The organism is Dyadobacter fanqingshengii, from assembly GCF_023822005.2.
In the GTDB taxonomy this organism is placed as follows: domain Bacteria; phylum Bacteroidota; class Bacteroidia; order Cytophagales; family Spirosomataceae; genus Dyadobacter; species Dyadobacter fanqingshengii.
Genome location: NZ_CP098806.1, coordinates 435,008 through 449,264 on the forward strand (window position 1 = coordinate 435,008; position 14,257 = coordinate 449,264).

The following is a 14,257-nucleotide window of genomic DNA, read 5'->3' on the forward strand; positions in this document are numbered from 1 at the left end:
ATGGGAATAGTAGAGCGAAGAGAACGCCTTAGAATACAGGTACGTTCGGATATCGTCAAAACAGCAAAAGAAATAGCCCGCGAAGACGGGTGGACAGCGGTCTCCATCCGCAAAATTGCTGAGGTGATTGAATACAGCCCGCCAATTCTCTATGAATATTTCGAGAGTAAAGACAAATTGCTTGAGGCGATCCGCATGGAAGGCTTCGATATCCTTCAGGCGGAATTTTTGAAAATCAAGACACATTTCAGCAATCCTCAGAAACAACTAGCGGAAGTTGCACAACGCATCTGGGTCTTCGCTATTGAAAATCCGGAGGTTTTTCAGGTTATGTTCAATCTGGAAGGTGCTTATTGCGATTCCAAGAATGTGTACGGAAAGGCGATGAGCATTAAGGGCAATCCCGTTTGGGAAATGATCGCCAGCTTGCGCCCGAGATCAGGCGAAATGGTGACGAAAACCTATTACGAATGGTGGTGCCTTACATATGGCTTTATCAGCATTACCATGACCACACAGCCGAGATATGCGTTCCCGCAGGCCGAGCCGGTGTATATGGAAGGTGTCCGCAGATTTATAAGAAGTATTATGTAGCAGATGGTGTCTGCTGGCGTATCTCTATTTTGCTCTGGTGATAAACCTGGGAAAATGGAGGTACGCTTCGCACCAGCCAGGCATTCCCGCCGATAATTGAATCGTGGCCTATCACGGTTTCTCCTCCCAAAATAGTCGCATTGGCATACACAACCACATTGTCCTCAATGGTTGGGTGACGCTTGCGTGATGCCAGCGATTTGGAAACATGCGTGGCACCTAAGGTAACACCCTGGTATAACTTCACATTGTTGCCGATATGCGTCGTTTCTCCAATCACCACACCCGTGCCATGATCGATAAAAAACGAATGTCCGATTGTTGCGTTGGGGTGAATGTCGATACCCGTCTGGCTATGCGCGAACTCAGTTAACATCCTCGGTAACAATGGAATGCCGCATAGTGCAAATGAGTTGGCAAAGCGGTAAGTAGCAATGGCCATGAAGCCGGGATAAACAGAAATGACCTCTTCAATACTGACCGATGCAGGATCGTTATCGGTAATGGATTTGGCGTCCATCAATAACTTATCGTAGATATTCGGAATTTGCGCAAACACCTCGTCCAGTATTTCTTCTTTACTTTTTTCCAGCTCCGGCAACAAAGGTTCCAGCATGCAGTCCAGACTGTTGCGTAAGTCAGCATATTTCATTGCAATATCCTTGCTGGGGCAGCTTGGACAATCTTTACTGATTGGAAACAAAAAATTAATCAGGCCCTGAATAAACTTTCCGGCATCATGTCGGGATGGCAATTGGTAGCGATATCTTTCATTTTGCGCTGCAAGGCGCAGAAAGAACTGGGTTTGCTGGTTGGTTGTCATTAACAGTAGAATTTGACTTACATCGCCGGCTTACAGAGCCTGGGCCTTACTGGCATCAATTTTTATATTGAACACAGAAATGACCGGAAAAATTTAGTTCAGGCTATTTCTTTAAAATACACGCACTGAATTCCACCATTTTTCTGATTATAATCGTATATTGAAATATCCTGTGAAGATATAAATTACAGTAACATTCCTGAATGTATGCCAAGTTTTAAATTTTTGCGATCCATCATTATTGTTTTTTTCTTATCAGTTTCGCTAAGTTCCTGCTTTTCCCGGTACATTATTTCAGCCAAACAGGTCAGGAAACATTACGCAGCAAAGAAGATAAAACCTGAGGAACGCATCATTAAAAATGACACATTAGCGCTATGCATTGCAAGTGTGGGTTCGGATACATTGCCGATGTTGTTGCTTATCCACGGAGCCCCGGGCTCGTTATGGGGCTATATGAATTTAATGGACGATGAAGACCTGCAAAAGCGTTTTCACATTGTTTCTGTGGACCGTGTGGGTTATGGAAAATCCAGGCTGAAAATGAAAAAGAAGCGCCGCTATGTTACTTCTATTGCAACACAGGCCAACGCACTTTTGCCCGTTTTCGAGTTAAATAAAAGTAAAGAAAAAGTGACCGTTCTGGGCCGGTCCTATGGCGCACCTATTGCCGCCAAGCTGGTTTCGCTCAGACCCGAAAAGGTAAAAGAGTTGATCATGGTCTCACCGGTTATCGATCCGGAAAAAGAGAGGTTTTACTGGTTTTCCAAATGGGGCAGAAATTCATTTATCCAACTATTCCTGCCCGGAGAATTCAACACGGCCACGGCTGAAAAATACAGCCATTCCGATGAGCTCAGAAAACTCTTGCCAGTGTGGCATAACCTGGATGTACCGACAACGGTAATCCAGGGCGGAAATGATTGGATCGCCGATCCGGCCAACATTGATTTTGCCAAGAAGCACATTAAGAGCAAGCGGGCTCAATACATTTTCCTGCACAAAGCAGGACATATGATCACTTACACGCATTTGTCGATGATTAAAGAAATGCTCCTGAAAAACCAGTTATTTGAGGATAAGATCACGTCCGTTAACATGACGGAAGCGGCGGGGCAAATGGGGAATTAAAGAAAACGGCTGATCATTCGATCAGCCGTTTTTCTGAATTATAATTAACCTATGATAAATACGGAGATCTATTTCATTACAGAAGTGCCATATTTCATAGGACGAAAAATTATATTTTATACCATTACAATGTTGCTTAGGATTTAATACAGATTCTGGAAATGCTTAACGAATCACTTTTTGGCTAACCGCATCTACTTCGTTCGAAGCTTTTATAATGTATAAGCCTTTGGCAAGATTGCGCAGGTCAAATTCTTCCTGAACAGAAATCACCGGACTGCCACTTTTAATCTCCCTGAGAACCCGTCCGTTCGAATCGATAAGCTGCAATGTTACGATTGAACGCTTTTTGCTGTATGCCTTCACAGTCACAAAGCTTTCAGTAGGAACAGGATATGCTACAATTGCCATGGAAACTTCGGCAGATTTAACATTCGGCGTAGAAGTGATCAGACCTCCATTTTCCGCCGATTCGTACGGAGGAATTTCAACCGTTGGCCCAGGTTTATCTATAACTGTAATTAATCCTTCGCGATAGGATTCAGAAATGATAATCCCGTCACGCCACTCGCTCACGACCATGGCAAAAATATAGTTACCCAAAACCTCCGGCGCCTGCCATACCAGCTGATTGACGTTTGGAATGACTTTGAATGTTCCCTTGCTGCTTACTTCATTGGGATACATATAACCATGTTCCAACATCCTCACGCCGCATTCTCCCGGAGAAGGCTTGCTGAGTTTCGGAAGTGTAACCGTAAAGCTATCGACATCTGCAACTGTCGCTTTCAGGTCGATTTTAAACAATTGCCTCACACCGCCCTCAAACACAAGATAGGGCAGGACCGGCGTTGAATTGGAAACCTGTGTGTTAATGACCGTCCAAAAAAAAGCCTTGGTATCACCTGAATTAGGAAAATTAAGGATTCCGGGTGTACGGTTTTCAAGTGAAACAGAAATTTGAAATTGCCCGGACGACGGATATGTATGCATGCCGTCGTAATCCGAAACCAGCACATTACCAGGTATTCGTTCTGCTTTTGTTCTTTGAAATTCCTTGGTAGAACCATCCCCGAAACAAACCAGGACGTTGCTCTGCGCCGTTGCTGCGCCCTCTCCTACAGCTAAATCGAAATATAACCTTACTTTGATTTGATAATTTTGGCCGGAAACGTGGGTGGCCATAATTTCGCCGCCGCGAACGTGGGTTGCAAAACTGTATGGGGAAGCCAGTAAGATCAACAGGAAAACCTTGTAAACTGATTTCATAGAGTAAAGGAAGCTGAATGTTACGTTACTTATTCAGAACGACAGGGACGGCCTGTTTTGTATTACCGGAACAAGAAACAACCATATAAAAACGTGTTTTTGTAACCGCCCCGAAATCGCTTGTGGAAAATGCTCAAAATCAGTCCTTATAAATCAGGATCTCGCTTTTTCCATCACTTTTGATGTAGCCGCGATACATTCCCTCGCTATTGAAAGGCATGGTAATGTTACCGTTTCTGTCAACGGCAATAACGCCGCCCTCGCCGCCGCGTTCCACCAGTTTTTTCATCACCACTTCGTTGGCAGCATCTTTCAATGTCATCCCTTTGTACTCCATTAATGCAGAAATATCATAGGCAACCACGGAACGAATAAAAAACTCGCCGTGTCCGGTTGCGGACACCGCGCAAGTGGCATTATTGGCATAAGTCCCCGCTCCGATAACTGGTGCGTCGCCAATGCGGCCATATTTTTTATTGGTCATGCCACCGGTGGATGTTCCCGCAGCCAGATTTCCGAATTTGTCGAGGGCAACGCAGCCAACTGTTCCGAATTTTTTGCCTTCTGTAAATATCAGATCTTCGTGGTCAACGGAACCTGTTTTCGGCGCTTTTTTCACTTCCTGTTTTTCTTTCGCATCGTGATCCAATTCTGTTTTCTCCTGCTCTTTGGCACGTTGCAATGCTTTAAATCTTGATTCGGTGTAGAAATAGGAGGGATCCACGATGGCTTGTCCCTGATCTTTCGCAAACTTTTCCGCGCCTTTACCAGCCATCATTACATGCGGCGATTTTTCCATTACGGCAATGGCCGTGCTGATCGGATTTCTAATCGTGGTCACGCCTGCGATAGCTCCTGCTTTTAAAGTTTTGCCTTCCATAACCGAAGCGTCGAGTTCGTTTTTTCCTTCATTGGTAAAGACAGCACCTTTCCCGGCATTGAAAAGCGGCGAATCTTCCATGACCCGGATCGTTGCCTCCACGGCCTGCACACTTGTTCCGCCACTTTTAAGTACGCCATAACCTTTCTGTAATGCGGTGTTAAGCACCTCTTTATAAGCTTTTTCCTGTTCCGCCGACATGCTGGCACGGGTAATGGTACCCGCTCCGCCATGCAGTACAAGCGTAATTTTATCCGAATAATCTTGCGCAAACGCAGACAGACTGACCAGCAGCAAAATAGCCAGGTTATAAAGCTTTTTCATGAGTTGAAATTTGAGTGAGTTATTCCAAAGCTAATGAAAATGATAGTAGAGCGGCTTCCGGCAATCCTTTTAAATTTGAAATTATTTAACTTTTTGTTCAGAACAACTCAAACTTGATGAAAACAGCACTGCTTGGATTAGGACTACTGTCATGCTTACTGAGCGTAAACTCGGTTGCGCAGAAGCCGGCCGAATGGAAATATGTGGAAGGAAAAATCGTCACACCGTGGGCGGAAAAGGTGAATGCGGCTAATGTTCACCCCGAATATCCGCGACCACAAATGATTCGCCAGAACTGGGTTAACATCAATGGTCTTTGGAATTATTCAATTGTTCCAAAAGAAGGTTCTGAGGCTAAACCAGCTGCGTTTACCGGACAGATATTGGTGCCTTTTGCAGTAGAGTCTGCCTTGTCGGGCGTTGCTAAGACCGTTGGGAAAGACAGCGTGCTCTGGTATCAGCGGAACATTGATTTCGCGCCAAAATTGAAAGATCAGCGGGTTTTACTTCATTTCGGGGCGGTAGACTGGAAGTGCGATGTATTCGTCAATGGAAAGCCTGCGGGAACGCATCAGGGCGGTTATGATCCGTTTTCTTTTGACATTACTGACCTTTTGGTCAAGAAAAAGCAGCAGGATATTAGTGTTCGCGTCTGGGATCCGAGCAGCGACGGCCCTCAACCCAGAGGCAAGCAGATCAAAAATCCACATGCCATTTGGTACACACCTGTAACGGGAATTTGGCAAACGGTTTGGATTGAAACGGTGCCCACAACGCACATTGCTGATTTCAAGCAAGTGCCTGACATTGATAAGCAAACGCTCACGGTAACCACAACGCTTAAAAACGCAGCAGCAACGGACAAAATTAAGATTACGGCATTTGATGGTTCCAATAAAGTGGCTGAGCAGGAAATCGCCTCGGGTGAAAACGCAGTGTTAAATATTGCCAACGCCAAGTTATGGTCTCCTGAAAGCCCGTTTTTATATGATCTCACGATCACGGTTACCAGAAACGGAAAGGTGATCGACGAGGTAAAAAGCTATTTCGCCATGCGGAAAATTTCCATGCAACCCGACGCGAACGGCATTCAGCGAATGGCTTTGAATAATAAGTTTTTATTCCAGTACGGTCCGCTGGACCAGGGCTGGTGGCCGGACGGACTCTATACGGCTCCCACAGACGAAGCATTGAAATTTGATATATTGAAAACCAAAGAGATGGGCTTCAATATGATCAGGAAACACGTAAAAGTGGAGCCTGCAAGATGGTATCGCTATTGTGACGAGCTGGGTATGCTGGTGTGGCAGGACATGCCGAGCGGTGATATGGGCAATAACTGGGAACAACGTCCCGGCATAACCGGCGCTGAAACCGACAAAGACCGCACGCCTGAATCAGAGAACATTTATAAAACTGAATGGAAGGCGATTATGGATGCAAACGATCATTTTCCTTCAATTGTCGTGTGGGTTCCGTTCAACGAAGCATGGGGGCAGTTTAAAACAGAAGAAATTACAAACTGGACCATGCAATATGATCCGAGTCGATTGGTCAACAGCGCCAGCGGAGGCAATTTTCATCCCGTAGGACACATTATAGACATGCACAATTATCCTGCTCCTGTTATGCCAAGACCGGACCTTTTCGGCGCTAAGCAGATCATTGTTTTAGGTGAATTCGGGGGATTGGGCTTGCCGGTGGACGGCCACGTTTGGCAGCAAAAGGATAACTGGGGATATCAGAGTTTCAAAAACCCGGAAGAACTGTACGCGCGTTACGAATCATTCATCAAGCGATTTGAACCTTTAATTAAAAAGGGATTATCAGCAGCAGTTTACACGCAAACGACTGATGTTGAGATAGAAACAAATGGTCTGATGACCTACGACCGTAAAGTGATCAAATTCCCGGAGGCAAAACTAAAACAAATCCACACCCCGCTTTACAATGCAGATTGGGTGAAGTTGAAGCCATAAGTCTGTCAAGCAGAGCGTAGTCAGACCGGGTCTTGACGCAGTAAACAAGCTATTTGTCACACGCTCAGTGTGACAGATAGCTTGTTTAGTGTGACAGACTACGCTATTTTTTCATCTGCGCTTCTACAACGGCAATCGCCACCATATTCACAATTTCCCGCACGGAGCTTCCTAACTGTAATACGTGAACGGGTTTTTTCATTCCGAGCAAAATCGGCCCGATGGTTTCCAGTTCAGCTGCTTCTTTCAGCAAGTTATAGGCAATGTTACTGGCTGATAAATTCGGGAAAATCAGCGTGTTTGCACCACCATCCACCAGGTCACTGAACGGGTGGTTTTCCTTTAAAAGTGTCGTGTTGAAGGCGAGGTGTGCTTGCATTTCCCCTTCCACCACCATGGTAGGATTTCTCTTTTTGAGTATCGCAGTTGCTTCGCGCATTTTTACGGCGTCGGTTCCGTCTGCGCTTCCGTAGTTGGCGTACGTTACCAATGCAATGCGTGGCTGAATGTTAAAACGCTCAACGGCTCTTGCGGTCAGCTCGGTTATTTCGACGATTTCGTCAACGGTTGGATCTAAATTTACAGTTGTATCCGAGAAGAACAGCGGTCCTTTTGGGGTTAGCAAAATGTACATACCCGCCACTTTGTTCACACCCGGATCTTTGCCGATGACGTGCAACGCAGGACGGATCGTGTCCGGATAAGTCCTGGTGAGACCGGAGATGAGCGCGTCGGCTTCTCCGTTTTCCACCATCATTGAGCCAAAATAGCTTCTGAAATAAATGCTTCGGTGCGCTTCAATCGGCGTTAAGCCTTTTCTTTTGCGTTTTTCAAAAAGCAAATTAGCGTAAGTGTTAATGATTTCCTCATTCTCTTCTGCCCGCGGATCCACAATTGCAACGTCGCCTAAATCAAGCTTGCTTTCTTTGATCAGATTAAGGATCGTTTCTTTGCTGCCCAACAAAATGGGGACAGCAATGCCTTCATCGCGAACTTGTTGCGCGGCCCGGAGCACCTGAATGTTTTCTGCGTCTGCAAAAACGACTCTTTTTGGGGCCAGTTTCGCTTTGTTCAGAATTACGCGGGATATTTGCTCATTGCGGCCCAAACGGCTCGAAAGTTCCTGCTCGTAGGCATCCCAATCGGTTATCGTTTTGCGCGCAACGCCGGTTTCTATCGCAGCTTTTGCCACCGCAGGCGCCACAGTCGTCAGCAAACGCGGATCCACCGGTTTCGGGATAATATAATTTTTGCCAAAAACAATGTTCGTTTCATTGTAAGCAAGATTTACAATGTCCGGAACTGATTTTTTGGCAAGATCAGCAAGGGCGTGAACGGCAGCCAGTTTCATGGCTTCATTGATCTCCGTCGCACGCACATCCAGCGCGCCGCGGAAAATGTAAGGGAAGCCAAGCACATTATTCACCTGATTCGGATAATCCGAGCGGCCTGTCGCCATAATGACGTCTTCGCGTGCTTCAACCGCATCAGGATAAGGAATTTCAGGGTTTGGATTGGCCATAGCAAGCACGATTGGGTCTTTTGCCATGGATTTTACCATATCTTTTGACACAATGTCCGCTGTGGAAAGCCCCAGGAATAAGTCAGCGCCAACCATCGCATCTTCAAGCGACTCGTAAACAACATCCGTTGCAAACTGCTTTTTCATCTCGGTAAGATCCGTCCGGCCATTGTGAATGTGGCCCTTGGTATCGAACATCGCAATGTTCTTTGGATTGGCACCCAATGCGAGGTAAAGTTTTGTACACGAAACCGCCGAAGCGCCCGCGCCAGAAACGACTACCCGAATTTCGTTAATGTCTTTTTTTACCAATTCAAGCGCATTCAACATGGCCGCGGCGCTGATAATGGCTGTTCCGTGCTGGTCATCGTGCATGACCGGAATGTTCAGCTCTTTTTTCAGGCGTGCTTCAATTTCGAAGCATTCGGGTGCCTTGATATCTTCCAGGTTAACACCGCCAAATGTAGGTTCCAGGATTTTAACCGTCCTTACAAATTCGTCGACGTCTTTCGTATTTAACTCAATATCAAAAACATCAATGTCCGCATATATTTTAAAGAGAAGTCCTTTTCCTTCCATCACCGGCTTGGATGCCTCAGGGCCGATGTCACCCAGTCCTAGTACAGCCGTTCCGTTGCTGATCACAGCAACGAGATTGCCTTTTGCAGTATACAAATAGGCATCTTCAACATTAGCAGCTATTTCAAGACAGGGTTCTGCAACCCCTGGAGAATACGCGAGCGAAAGGTCGCGCTGGGTGCTGGTTTCTTTGGTCGGGATTACCTGGATCTTGCCAGGACGGCCTTTTGAGTGGTAGTATAGGGCGTCTTCTTTTCTGATCTTTTTATTCATACCTGTTGACGATTATTTCGTGCTAAGGTACAAACATTAGGAGCAACGCAATGAATTTCCAGCGTTAATAACAGTGGATTTTGGGGGCAAATAATTACAAATCCCTGAGAATGTTGTTGGAAGAAGCAACATCATCTTCGTTAAAAGAAGGGCTTTTCGCAAGGTTCTTTCTTTTCTTCACCGTTACAATCCGCTTTTTAAGGAAATGAGCAAACACCATGTATGCACCGAACATGCCTATATATATGTAGAGCGAAGCGGTGTTTGTAATGTTGCCGTGAAAGGTGAAAAACAATGTGGTGTTCATGATCGTCACCATCCAAAGCGCGAATGACGCCCAGAAGTGGTTCAGGCCGTTATCGATCAGGATATGGTGCATGTGATTTCTATCCGCTACAAATGGCGAACCGCCTTTGAAAATCCGCACGATAAATACTCTCAGCGTATCGAAAATGGGAACGATCAGTAAAACCATTACGATAATAGGCGCATTGAAATAGGCATTTGGATCGTGCAGATAACCAACATTCAGTGACAAGAATTCAACCGAGAAAATGGATAGCAAATAACCGACTATGAGCGAACCCGTGTCACCCATGAAGATCTTGCTGGTTTTCGAGAAATTGAAACGCAGAAACCCAAGCAGCGAACCCGACATCGCGAATGCCAGGCACCCGAAAGAAAAGTGGTCGTTCAAAATAAACCAGATCCCAAAACCTAAGCCTGCGATCAGGCTGATGCCGCCTGCAAGCCCGTCAATGCCATCGATGAGGTTAATGGCGTTAATGATGGCAATGAAAATGAAGACGGTAAGCGGAATACTTATAAAGTCTGAAACGTCGTGAATTCCAAAGATCCCGTAAAAGTTATCAACTTTGAAATTACCCATGGCCACAAGGATTAATGAGGCGAAAATCTGGATAATCAGCTTTTTAGTAGGGTCAACGGCCAGAATATCATCTTTGATCCCAAGAAAAAACAGGATAATCACGCCCGTCATGGCGAGACTGATCAAGTTTGAATCCAGGATGTTTTCAGAATGGGGCCATAAAAAATAAGCGATCAGCGTTGCTGCAAATATCGCTATGCCTCCCAAAGTTGGGGTTTCTGTTTCGTGTGAACTTCTAAAACCAGGTTTTGCTGTCAGATGGAGCAGATTCGATAAATTAATAATGATCGGAATGCTGATGATAGACAGGAAGCAGGCGATTAAAAAGGAAAGAATGCATTGATAAACATCATGGTGTATAATGTTGCTGAAGTTTCCTTCGCTTAATATCTGCAAGGGTAATTTTAAATCCATAGTGTCTGCCAATGTAAATAGAGTAGTAACGTTGTAGTAGAGTTTGACCTTTAAATCAAAAGTCGCAATTTAAATTAATATTATAAATAGCTAAATGGCTGTATATCAAAATAATTATTATCCGGTTTGGATGCTATTTCAGTTTTTTTATTTTTAGCGAAACTGTAAAATTTTCCTTAAAGGCTTCAACCACAATGTGTAAAAATGGGGTTTCAGATCATTCTCTTTCCAGGCCCTCATATCATTCCTGTTCGCCGCAATCCTGTTTTTCAAATTACTGTTGCTCACGCCTCCTGTCCGCATTTTCACGAGCACTTTCGGCACGTACGCAATTTTAATTTTTGATTTATGAATAAAACGCAGCATTAACTCATAATCTGCGGCGCTTCCTAAATCCAACCTAAACATGCCGAACTTTTCATAAAGCTCTTTCTTAACAAAAAATGCGGGGTGAGGAGGCATCCAGCCGTTGAGAAAAGCACCTTCCTTGTAATTTCCGGAAACCCATTTCCTCTTAATCACCACCTCATCCACCGAATCTACGTAAACAAGATCACCATAGCAGCCCTGAATATCAGTTGAATCCATTTTAGCAGCCACATCACTAACGGCCTCACTATATGCATAAAAGTCATCAGCGTTCAGGATGCCAATGATATCACCTGTTGCTAATTTTATGCCTTTGTTCATCGCGTCGTAAATTCCGCCGTCGGGTTCGCTAATAAATGTCGCGATTTTGCTCCCGTATTCCTTTACAATATCCTGCGTTCCGTCTCTGGAATTGCCGTCAATGACAATGTATTCGATTGCGGGAAAAGTCTGGGCGAGAACAGATTCGATGCACTGCCGGATGGTTTTCGCGCCATTATAAACAACGGTTATGATACTTACTTTCAACGGGACAAATTTCTTGGTTTGACAAATTTAGCCGGATTTCCCTGATAAATTCCATAAGCTTCCAGATTGGAGGTGGCAACGGAATCCACAGTTAACACAGCATGGGAACCGACGGTTACGCCGGGGCAAACGGTGGCTTTCGCGCCAACCCACGCACCACTTTCGATGGTTATCGGCTTGATGATCAGGTCAAATGTGCTTTTCGTAAAGTTATGATTTCCGGTCAGCAGCATACAACCTTGCGACAAACATACATTTGATTCGATTGTCACCATAGTGAGGTTGTCGATCCACACATTTTCACCGATCCATGTATTTTCTCCGATCACCAAAAACCAGGGATATTTTACATTCACTTTCGGCTTGATGACAACACCTTTGGCAAGCCGGGCGCCAAATATTTCCAGCACAAACCGCTTTATCACCATCGGAAAGGGCAGGTAGGTGTTGATGAATAACCGGTTGGCCAGATACCAGAGTAATTGTTTTACAAAACTCCCCGGCTTGTACCAGCTGTTATCATACTTTGACAGATCGGTTCGGGCTTTTAAGGTCTTTTCCATATTCTGTCTTAAAATGTGTTATGATAGCCTGCTTGTCTTTTCCTGCGCGGTAGTAAACTTCGTAGATTTTGGCATCAACGAGAAAGCGATACCAAAAACCTTGCAGAAAATGCCAGATCAATCCTTTCATCCCGTCCAGAAAACCGCCTTTGACAATGTAGCGGTAAACAAAGTAGATGAAAGGCCTCGTAAATAAAGGCAGGCTCGCGTATTTGATTTTCAAAAACCTGGTGCGCTGTTCCTGACTTCCCCAAAAGCTCGGGGTGACCGTCTCCTTACTATCAAAATTATATTTAATATTCAATAGGTCAATGACTTCCCTTATTGCATAATTGTTATGCTTTTGGGTCCACCAGGTGAGGTTGTTGAGGTTATGGTCCACAATGTCGTGCTGCAACCGGGCGGTGGCGCCGCTGCTGAGCTTAATGTGCTCGTCCATCCACAATTCCTCACAATGCCCAATGCCTTTCCGCCATACCCTCAGCAGCCAGATCGGATAATAACCACCGCGACGGATCCATTTATCCATAAACAAGACGCGTCGTTTCACATACAATCCAGACACTTCTGAGGGCGTCAGGTGCAATGTATTTTTCAGTTCGGCGGCGAGTTCGGGCGTAATGTATTCGTCGGCATCCATGCGCATAAGCCATTGGGTGTCAAATGGATTGTTTTGAATGCCGAAATTGAATTGGAATGAATACGAAACCCAGGGATTCTGGATTACCGTGGCGCCCAGATTTTGGGCAATAGCAACCGTGTCGTCCGTGGAAAATGAATCAACGATGAAAATCTTATCGGTCACCAGAAGCAAGCTTTCTATGCAGCGTGCAATGTGCTTGGATTCATTGTGTGTTAAAATGATGACGGACAAATCAATCATACCCGGGAGCAACAGTCAGAAATTACCAATTTGCGGTGATTGGAAACGGCCAAAGATAATTAGTTTTTTCGAACTTTCTTGTATTCTTCCAATAACTGATTGGCCACGTTCCGGATGTCAAAATTTTCCGTTACCATCTTGTAAGCACGATTTGCGAGATCCTGCGCATAGGCTTTATCTTGTAATATTTTAAGAAGGCCTCCGGCAACGCCATCACTGGTCAGCGGTGTAAGAAAGGCCGCATCGTAGCGCTTAATGTAATCCCCAAAACCCACACGGTCTGAAACAATTGCGGGAACTTTGGAAGTCATAGCTTCCAACACGGCGATGGAAAAACCTTCGGAATAGGATGGGAGAACAAAAACGTCGGCATCGGCAAGCGCCTCTTTTTTAGCGGAATCGGTCAGCAAGCCTACAAGTTTGATCCGGTTCTGAAGATTGTTTTTTCTGATAAAATCTTCTGTTTCCTGTTGGTAACCATCGTCCCCCCCGGCCAGAAACAGCGTTGCTTTGGGCAGCTGCTTCTCCACCTGTTTGAATGCTGGCAGCAGGAGATCCAAGCCTTTTTTGATGTTTAGCCTGGCCATAAAAAGCACCACTTGCTCATCTTCGGCCACTTGATGTTTCGCCCTGAAACTGCCTTTTGCGGGCAAATTAGAATATTCAGACAATTTCATCCCATTCGGAACGATCACCATGTTCTTGGGACGGTAACCCAGATATCGGATCACATCGGCTTCTTCATCGGTATTATTGATCTGGATCAGGTCCGCCTTGCCCAGAATTTTCTTCTGGTAAAGCAGCGTGACAATGTCTTTTTTCCATTTGTGATGCGCCACTGCCCATTTGTCCAGCAAGCCGTGGATTGTGATCACTTTCACTGCATTATTAGGGATCAAAAACGGCACCAGACTTCCAAAATGCCATATTCCGTGCATATGGATCACGTCATATTCATGAATGTGATGCCTCAGGAAGCGGTACATTTCAATCGAGAATTCCCGGTAATAATTGCTGACCGGTGTCGTGCGTGCAACTGGAAAAAGCCTGGCGCCTTCGGGAGCAGGATACATTTCGTCACCCGGTGTCATCGGGCTCAGGATATCCACCTGATGGCCTTGTTTCAAAACCTCCGTGGTGTGGTCGTAAATAATCCTGGCCGGACCGCCAATTTCCCAGGTGTAAGCGCAAATATTTAAAATCCGCATGCGTGTATTTTGTGTATAAAACTGATCAT

Annotated in this window: 12 protein-coding genes; 3 read left to right on the forward strand and 9 right to left on the reverse strand. The window is 45.2% G+C overall.

What is annotated here, in order from left to right; genetic code table 11:
- The gene (locus NFI81_RS01760; protein WP_082214337.1) at positions 1 to 594 is read left to right on the forward strand and encodes a TetR/AcrR family transcriptional regulator; all 594 of its coding nucleotides are present in this window, start codon (positions 1 to 3) and stop codon (positions 592 to 594) included.
- On the opposite strand, the gene epsC is transcribed toward NFI81_RS01760, so the two are convergent.
- Positions 587 to 1,417 (reverse strand): serine O-acetyltransferase EpsC, encoded by an 831-nt coding sequence (gene epsC / locus NFI81_RS01765; RefSeq protein ID WP_234614597.1) that lies wholly within the window; start codon positions 1,415 to 1,417, stop codon positions 587 to 589. The genes NFI81_RS01760 and epsC overlap by 8 nt on opposite strands.
- Before the next feature lie 207 nt (positions 1,418 to 1,624).
- On the opposite strand from epsC, the gene NFI81_RS01770 reads away from it, so the two are divergent.
- Positions 1,625 to 2,548 (forward strand): alpha/beta fold hydrolase, encoded by a 924-nt coding sequence (locus NFI81_RS01770; protein ID WP_234614596.1) that lies wholly within the window; start codon positions 1,625 to 1,627, stop codon positions 2,546 to 2,548.
- A 165-nt stretch (positions 2,549 to 2,713) separates the two neighbouring features.
- Here the strand turns inward: NFI81_RS01770 and NFI81_RS01775 are convergent, their stop codons facing one another.
- Complete coding sequence (locus tag NFI81_RS01775) at positions 2,714 to 3,817, reverse strand: T9SS type A sorting domain-containing protein (protein WP_234614595.1); 1,104 nt, start codon at positions 3,815 to 3,817, stop codon at positions 2,714 to 2,716.
- 139 nt (positions 3,818 to 3,956) lie between these two features.
- On the reverse strand, positions 3,957 to 5,021 hold the full coding sequence (locus tag NFI81_RS01780) for an isoaspartyl peptidase/L-asparaginase family protein (protein WP_234614594.1): 1,065 nt from the start codon (positions 5,019 to 5,021) through the stop codon (positions 3,957 to 3,959).
- A gap of 116 nt (positions 5,022 to 5,137) precedes the next feature.
- On the opposite strand from NFI81_RS01780, the gene NFI81_RS01785 reads away from it, so the two are divergent.
- Complete coding sequence (locus NFI81_RS01785; protein ID WP_234614593.1) at positions 5,138 to 7,000, forward strand: glycoside hydrolase family 2 protein; 1,863 nt, start codon at positions 5,138 to 5,140, stop codon at positions 6,998 to 7,000.
- A gap of 103 nt (positions 7,001 to 7,103) precedes the next feature.
- Here the strand turns inward: NFI81_RS01785 and NFI81_RS01790 are convergent, their stop codons facing one another.
- The 6 genes from NFI81_RS01790 to NFI81_RS01815 all read right to left on the reverse strand — a co-directional run bounded on the left by NFI81_RS01790 (position 7,104) and on the right by NFI81_RS01815 (position 14,228).
- On the reverse strand, positions 7,104 to 9,374 hold the full coding sequence (locus NFI81_RS01790; RefSeq protein ID WP_234614592.1) for an NADP-dependent malic enzyme: 2,271 nt from the start codon (positions 9,372 to 9,374) through the stop codon (positions 7,104 to 7,106).
- Between the two features lie 94 nt (positions 9,375 to 9,468).
- On the reverse strand, positions 9,469 to 10,677 hold the full coding sequence (locus tag NFI81_RS01795) for an MraY family glycosyltransferase (RefSeq protein ID WP_234614591.1): 1,209 nt from the start codon (positions 10,675 to 10,677) through the stop codon (positions 9,469 to 9,471).
- Positions 10,678 to 10,830: 153 nt separating this feature from the next.
- On the reverse strand, positions 10,831 to 11,574 hold the full coding sequence (locus tag NFI81_RS01800) for a glycosyltransferase family 2 protein (RefSeq protein WP_234614590.1): 744 nt from the start codon (positions 11,572 to 11,574) through the stop codon (positions 10,831 to 10,833).
- Positions 11,571 to 12,137 carry a WcaF family extracellular polysaccharide biosynthesis acetyltransferase gene (locus NFI81_RS01805; protein WP_234614589.1) on the reverse strand — a complete coding sequence of 189 codons (567 nt, stop codon included), beginning with the start codon at positions 12,135 to 12,137 and terminating at the stop codon, positions 11,571 to 11,573. The genes NFI81_RS01800 and NFI81_RS01805 overlap by 4 nt, the downstream gene beginning before the upstream one ends.
- The gene (locus NFI81_RS01810; protein WP_234614588.1) at positions 12,094 to 13,020 is read right to left on the reverse strand and encodes a glycosyltransferase family 2 protein; all 927 of its coding nucleotides are present in this window, start codon (positions 13,018 to 13,020) and stop codon (positions 12,094 to 12,096) included. The genes NFI81_RS01805 and NFI81_RS01810 overlap by 44 nt, the downstream gene beginning before the upstream one ends.
- Before the next feature lie 59 nt (positions 13,021 to 13,079).
- A complete protein-coding gene (locus NFI81_RS01815; RefSeq protein ID WP_234614587.1) occupies positions 13,080 to 14,228 on the reverse strand; it encodes a glycosyltransferase in 1,149 nt (382 codons plus the stop codon).
- Between the last annotated feature and the right edge of the window lie 29 nt (positions 14,229 to 14,257).

What these genes read in the sequence shown, in the direction of transcription:
- NFI81_RS01760 (WP_082214337.1), top strand. Translation starts at nt 1, where the DNA reads ATGGGAATAGTAGAGCGAAGAGAACGCCTTAGAATACAGGTACGTTCG.
- epsC (WP_234614597.1), bottom strand. Translation starts at nt 1,417, where the DNA reads ATGACAACCAACCAGCAAACCCAGTTCTTTCTGCGCCTTGCAGCGCAA.
- NFI81_RS01770 (WP_234614596.1), top strand. Translation starts at nt 1,625, where the DNA reads ATGCCAAGTTTTAAATTTTTGCGATCCATCATTATTGTTTTTTTCTTA.
- NFI81_RS01775 (WP_234614595.1), bottom strand. Translation starts at nt 3,817, where the DNA reads ATGAAATCAGTTTACAAGGTTTTCCTGTTGATCTTACTGGCTTCCCCA.
- NFI81_RS01780 (WP_234614594.1), bottom strand. Translation starts at nt 5,021, where the DNA reads ATGAAAAAGCTTTATAACCTGGCTATTTTGCTGCTGGTCAGTCTGTCT.
- NFI81_RS01785 (WP_234614593.1), top strand. Translation starts at nt 5,138, where the DNA reads ATGAAAACAGCACTGCTTGGATTAGGACTACTGTCATGCTTACTGAGC.
- NFI81_RS01790 (WP_234614592.1), bottom strand. Translation starts at nt 9,374, where the DNA reads ATGAATAAAAAGATCAGAAAAGAAGACGCCCTATACTACCACTCAAAA.
- NFI81_RS01795 (WP_234614591.1), bottom strand. Translation starts at nt 10,677, where the DNA reads ATGGATTTAAAATTACCCTTGCAGATATTAAGCGAAGGAAACTTCAGC.
- NFI81_RS01805 (WP_234614589.1), bottom strand. Translation starts at nt 12,137, where the DNA reads ATGGAAAAGACCTTAAAAGCCCGAACCGATCTGTCAAAGTATGATAAC.
- NFI81_RS01810 (WP_234614588.1), bottom strand. Translation starts at nt 13,020, where the DNA reads ATGATTGATTTGTCCGTCATCATTTTAACACACAATGAATCCAAGCAC.
- NFI81_RS01815 (WP_234614587.1), bottom strand. Translation starts at nt 14,228, where the DNA reads ATGCGGATTTTAAATATTTGCGCTTACACCTGGGAAATTGGCGGTCCG.